The organism is Sandaracinobacteroides sp., from assembly GCF_057137845.1.
Genome location: NZ_DBNHFX010000084.1, coordinates 1 through 5,371, shown reverse-complemented (window position 1 = coordinate 5,371; position 5,371 = coordinate 1). Strand labels below are relative to the sequence as shown.

The 5,371-nt window shown below is 68.4% G+C and carries 6 protein-coding genes; all 6 read left to right on the top strand.

Annotated elements, in window-relative coordinates; all coding sequences use genetic code 11:
- On the top strand, positions 1–384 hold a 384-nt coding region (locus AC16JP_RS04390; protein ID WP_484339387.1), incomplete at its 5' end, for a hypothetical protein.
- On the top strand, positions 381–1,649 hold the full coding sequence (locus AC16JP_RS04385; protein ID WP_484339386.1) for an MmgE/PrpD family protein: 1,269 nt from the start codon (positions 381–383) through the stop codon (positions 1,647–1,649). The genes AC16JP_RS04390 and AC16JP_RS04385, both read left to right, overlap by 4 nt.
- Positions 1,646–3,022 carry a phenylacetate--CoA ligase family protein gene (locus tag AC16JP_RS04380; protein WP_484339385.1) on the top strand — a complete coding sequence of 459 codons (1,377 nt, stop codon included), beginning with the start codon at positions 1,646–1,648 and terminating at the stop codon, positions 3,020–3,022. Before AC16JP_RS04385 ends, AC16JP_RS04380 begins: the two co-directional genes overlap by 4 nt.
- Entirely contained in the window at positions 3,019–4,338 is a 1,320-nt protein-coding gene (locus AC16JP_RS04375) for an amidase (protein WP_484339384.1), read from the top strand. Before AC16JP_RS04380 ends, AC16JP_RS04375 begins: the two co-directional genes overlap by 4 nt.
- Before the next feature lie 21 nt (positions 4,339–4,359).
- Complete coding sequence (locus AC16JP_RS04370) at positions 4,360–4,665, top strand: REDY-like protein HapK (protein ID WP_484339383.1); 306 nt, start codon at positions 4,360–4,362, stop codon at positions 4,663–4,665.
- A 53-nt stretch (positions 4,666–4,718) separates the two neighbouring features.
- A partial coding sequence (locus AC16JP_RS04365; protein ID WP_484339382.1) for an SDR family NAD(P)-dependent oxidoreductase occupies positions 4,719–5,371 on the top strand: 653 nt, incomplete at its 3' end.

Below are 5,371 nucleotides of genomic sequence, written 5' to 3'. Positions count from 1 at the left end.
CACGAAGCAAAATTCTCGTTGCAGCACGCCGTTGCGGTGGTGATCGCCAAGGGCGAACCGGCGCTTGCCGACTTCGAGCCGGATGCGATCGCCCGGCTGGCGCCGTTGCGCGCAAAGGTTCGCGTGACCGGGGATGCGGGCATCACCGCCGCCTATCCGGCGCATTTCGGCGCAAGGGTAAGTGCGGGCGGGCAAACGGTTTCGATCACCGATACGCTGGGCGACCCGGAGCGCCCGCTTGCCGCCGATGGCGTGGTGGCGAAGGCGCGGGCGCTGATGGATTGGGGCGGCATCGGTGCCGACGCGGCGGCGGCAGCAGCCGAAGTGGCGCTGGGTGGCGATGACCCGGCCGCAGTGATCGCGCTGCTGGAGCAGTGGCTATGAGCGCGACCGCCCTGCTTCTGGATTTCGCCTGCGCGCCGCACCGGCTTGCCGCAGGCGTCCGGGCGGACAGCCTGCGGCTGCTGGCCGACACGCTGGCGGTGGGGGCCGCCGGGGCGACGGCGCCCGGCGCTGCGGGCGTGCGGGCGGCCGCCGCCCGGTGGGGCAGCGGCGCCGATGCGCGGCAGATCGGCCTGTCGGGCCGGTTGCCCGCCGCCGGCGCAGCCTTTGTGAACGGCTTTCATATCCACTGCCTCGAGTGGGACAGCGTGCATGAACCGGCGGTCGTGCATGCGCTTTCGGTGGTGACGGCGGCGCTGGGCGCCACCATCGACCGGATGGGCGACGCCGACCCCGAAGAGGCGCTGGCGGCGCTTGCCGTCGGGGTTGAAGTGGCAAGCGCGCTTGGCATCGCCGCAGACACGCCGCTGACCTTTTTCCGCCCGGCGACGGCGGGGCTGGTGGGGGCAGCGCTTGCTGCGGCGCGGATCGCCGGGCTGGGCCGCGCTGCCGCCGCCGATGTGCTGGGGCTGGCGGTGTCCTTCTGTGCGGGCACCATGCAGGCGCATGTCGAAGGCTCGATCGCGTTGCCGCTGCAGGTGGCGAATGCGGCGCGCGCGGCGGTAACGGCTGTCGATCTGGTGGCCGCCGGGCTGACCGGGCCGCACGATGCGCTGGAAGGGCCGTTCGGGTATCTGAAGCTGTTCGACCAGGGCGAACTGGCGCCCGCGATCCGCGATCTGGGCAACGTCTGGCGGATCGGCGAAGTCAGCACCAAGCCTTTCCCCAGCGGCCGCGCGAGCCATGCCGTGCTGATGACGGTGGCCGCCCACCGCGAGGCGCAGGTGGTGGAGGCGCGGGTGCCGCCGCTGATCGCGCGGCTGGTGGGGCGGCCGCTGGTCGAGGGGATGACCCCTGCCTATGCGCGCCTCTGCCTGCCGCTGTTGGTGGCGCTGATGCAGCAGGATGGCCGCATCGATCCGCGCCGCTTCGACCGCGCCACATTCGACGACCCCGACGTGCTGGCCCGCGCCAGCCGCGTGGCGGTTGTCGTCGATGACAACCCCGACCTGAATGCCCTGTTCCCGCAGACGGTGGTGCTGGATGGCGTGGCGCACCTGGTGGCGCACACGCCCGGCAGCCCGCAGGTGCCGCTGACCGCGGAACAGGCCGCCGCCAAACGCCAGCTCGCACGGGAACTGGCCCCCGCCGGGCACGACCCGCGCCTGTTCGAAGCACCCTTGCAGTATTTCACGGAGCCGACATGAGTTTCCCGAGTTATTTCGAAGCCTTCGACGCGAAAGCCATGCTGAACGACTATCCGGTCGGCGATGCATTCGTTGCCCGCTATACGGCGATGAGCCGCGACGAACTGCGCGCCGTGCAGGAACGACAGTTCGCGCGCCTCATGCAGCGCGGCTGGGAAATCCCGTTCTATCAGCGTTTGTGGGGTGCGAAGGGCATCGAGGCAGGCGACATCCGCAGCCTCGACGACATCACCAGGCTGCCGGTCTATGACAAGTCGGACCTGATGGCCTCGATCGCCGAACATCCGCCCTTTGGCGATTTCCACGGCATGGGCGCCGGGCCTGACCGCTCGCCCGTGGTGTTTCACACCACCAGCGGCACCACCGGCCGGCCGCAGGCGCTTTTGTTCGGGCCGAAAGGGCGCGAGGTGTGCAACCTGCTGGTGGGGCGCATGTATCGCTGGCAGGGCCTGGAACCGCGCGACATCGTGCAGTCGGTCTATGGGCACGGCATGATCAACGGTGGCCATTACATCCGCGAAGCCGTCACCCACTTCACCAATTCGGTGTTCCTGTCGGCCGGAACCGGGGTTGAAACCCGTTCGGCGGCGCAGGTGAACCTGATGGCCGACTTCGGCGTGACGGTGATGGTGGGCTTCGTCGATTATATCCGCAAGCTGGCCGAAGTCGCCGAGGCCGCCGGCCTGTTCGACCGCATCAAGCTGCGGATGATCATCGGCCATCTGGGCACCGAGGACCGCGCCTCGACCGAGGCCGCATGGCACGGCGCCAAGGCCTATGACTGGTATGGTGTCGGCGACACCGGCACCATCGCCGGCGAAGGCCCGGAACGCAACGGCCTTTATGTGTGGGAAGACGCGCAGTATCTGGAACTGCTGGACGTCGACAGCGGCCTGCCCGTGCAGACCGGCGAAACCGGCGACATGGTGGTGACCTGCCTGTTCAAGGACGACGTTGCGCCCTGCATCCGCTTCAACACGCACGACATCACACACGAACTGTCGGGCGTGAACGATACCGGCATGGTGTTCCGCCGCATCGCCGGCTTCAAGGGCCGCAGCGACAACATGGTCAAGCTGCGTGGCATCAACCTGTTCCCGCATGCGATCGGCGCGCTGATCGAAAACCGCCCCGACCTGACCGGCGAATATGTCTGCCATCTGCGGCGCGATCCCATAAGCCAGCGCGACGACATGACCGTGACGCTGGAAAGCCGTGGCGGCACCGACCGCGCGCAGCTTGGCGCGATGCTGCGGCAGGGGCTGGGCGTCGAGGTAGAGATCGAACTGGTGCCGCCAGGCGCAACTGCGGCTGACACGCAGATCGATATCCGGCAGAAGCCGATCCGGCTGATCGACGAGCGGGGACTGTGACCACAGACATGGACATTGCAGCACTGCATGCTGCCTGGCGCCGGGGCGAGGGCAGCCCGTCGACCTATCTGGCCGACAGGTTCGCCCTGATCGACGCGCTGGATGCGCGACTGAAAGCCTTCATCGCGCAGGACCGCGAGGGCGCGCGGCGGGCGGCGCTGGAAAGCGACCAGCGCATCCGGGCGGGCGATCCGCGGCCGCTGGAAGGCGTGCCGGTGGCGGTGAAGTCGAACATCGCCGTAGCCGGGCTGCCGTGGGACGCCGGCATGGAGCTTTACCGCGACCGCGTGGCGGCCGAAGACGCCGACGCCGTTCGCCGCTTGCGGGCGGCAGGCGCGGTGGTGCTTGGCACCTTGAACATGCAGGAAGCGGCGCTTGGTGCGACGACCGACAACCGCTGGTTTGGCCGCGCGCTGAATCCGCACGGTCTGGAGGCCGACGGCGGCCGCACGCCGGGCGGTTCCTCGGGCGGGAGTGGTGCGGCCGTCGCCGCCGGGTTCTGCGTGGCGGCGCTTGGCACCGATACCCTGGGCTCGGTGCGGATTCCGGCTGCCTATAATGGCGTCTATGGGTTGAAGCCCGGCAACGGCGCAATCGCAACCGCCGGGCTGGCGCCGCTTTGCGCCGAACTGGATGCGATCGGCCCGCTGGCGCGTTCGCTGGATGACCTGCGTGCGGTGACCGCCGTGCTGATGGATCTGCCGGACGCGGCACCGATCGAGCGCATCCTGCTGCTGGACGATCTGGGCGGCGTTGATTGCGAACTTGCGGTGCTGGCGGGCTATCAGGCGGCGTTCAATATCATTGCCGCCATGCCTTGTGCGCCGCTGGCTTTGGAAGACCCGGCGAAAGCCATTCGCAGCGCGGCGCTGATGCTGGCCGTCCGCGAGATGGCGGGGCATCTGGGCGACGACCGGAAGCGCCATGCAGCGCGCATTTCGCCGGAACTTCATGCGTTGCTGGACCACGCGCTGGCCCGCAGCCCCGAGCGGCTTGCGGCCGACGCCGCCATTCTGGCCCGCACCCGCGCGACGCTTCGCGAAGGGGTGCAGCCCGGCAGCGCCGTGCTGATGCCGGCAGCGCCGCAGCCGGCTTTCCGGCAGGGCGGCGATGCGCCGATGAATCAGGCCGACCTGACCGGACTTGCCAATGTCGGCGGGCTGCCGTCGCTGGTGCTGCCTTCGGGCCGCGACAGGGACGGCATGCCGGTTGCGGTGCAACTGGTGGGCGCGCCCGGAAGCGAGGCGGCGCTGTTCCGGCTGGCTGCAAGGATCGATGCGTCGCTTGGCGCCTATGTGCCGCCGCCGTTGCACTGAACATAAAACAAAGGGGAAAATATGCGGATCATCGTGCTGTTCAACCTGCTGCCGGGCACCGATGCGGCAGCCTATGAACGCTGGGCGAAATCGGCCGACATTCCGGGCGTCAGGGCGCTGGGATCGGTTGCTGATTTTCAGGTCTATCGGCTGACCGGGCTGCTGGGCGCCGAGGAACGGCCGCCCTATGCCTATGCCGAGGTGATCGACGTGGCCGACATGGCGGCGTTCGGCGCGGATGTCGCCTCGGATTCGATTCAGAAGGTTGCGGCCGAATTCCGCGCCTTTGCCGACAACCCGCTGTTCATCACGACTGAAACACTGTGATGGCCCATCACGACGGAAATACTGTGATGGCCCATCACGAGGGAAACACTGTGATGGGGCGATTTGCCGGCAAGGTGGTCGTCGTTACCGGGTCCGGGCGGCAGCGCGGGCTGGGGCAGGCGATCCTGCAACGCTTCGCCGACGAGGGCGCCGACTGCGTGGTGTCCGACGTGGTGATCGACGCCGAGGCGCAGGCTGTCGCCGAGGATCTGCGCGCGCGCGGGGTGGCGGTGGAAACACTTGCCTGCGACGTCAGCGATGCGGCCGCCGTCGATGCGCTGGTGGCGTCGACGGTCAGCCGGTTCGGGCGGCTGGACGTGTTCGTCAACAATGCCGGGATCGGCTTCATGATGAAGCCGTTGCTGGACGTGGACCCCGCCGACTGGGCGAAGGTGATCGCGGTGAACCTGTCGGGTGCCTTTTACGGCACGCAGGCGGCGGCGCGGGCGATGATCGCCGCCGGGCGCGGCGGGCGCATCATCAATATCGCCAGCCAGGCAGCGAAATCCGGCTTTCCGCATCTGCCCGCCTATGTCAGCTCGAAGCATGGCATGGTGGGGCTGACGCGGGCGTCGGCCATCGAACTTGGCGCGCACGGCATCACCGTGAACGCCGTCTGCCCGAACCATGTGACGACCGGCCTTGGCGCCATGCAGAACGCCTATTTCTCGAAGCTTCTGGGGTTCGACAGCGTCGAGGCCTATCT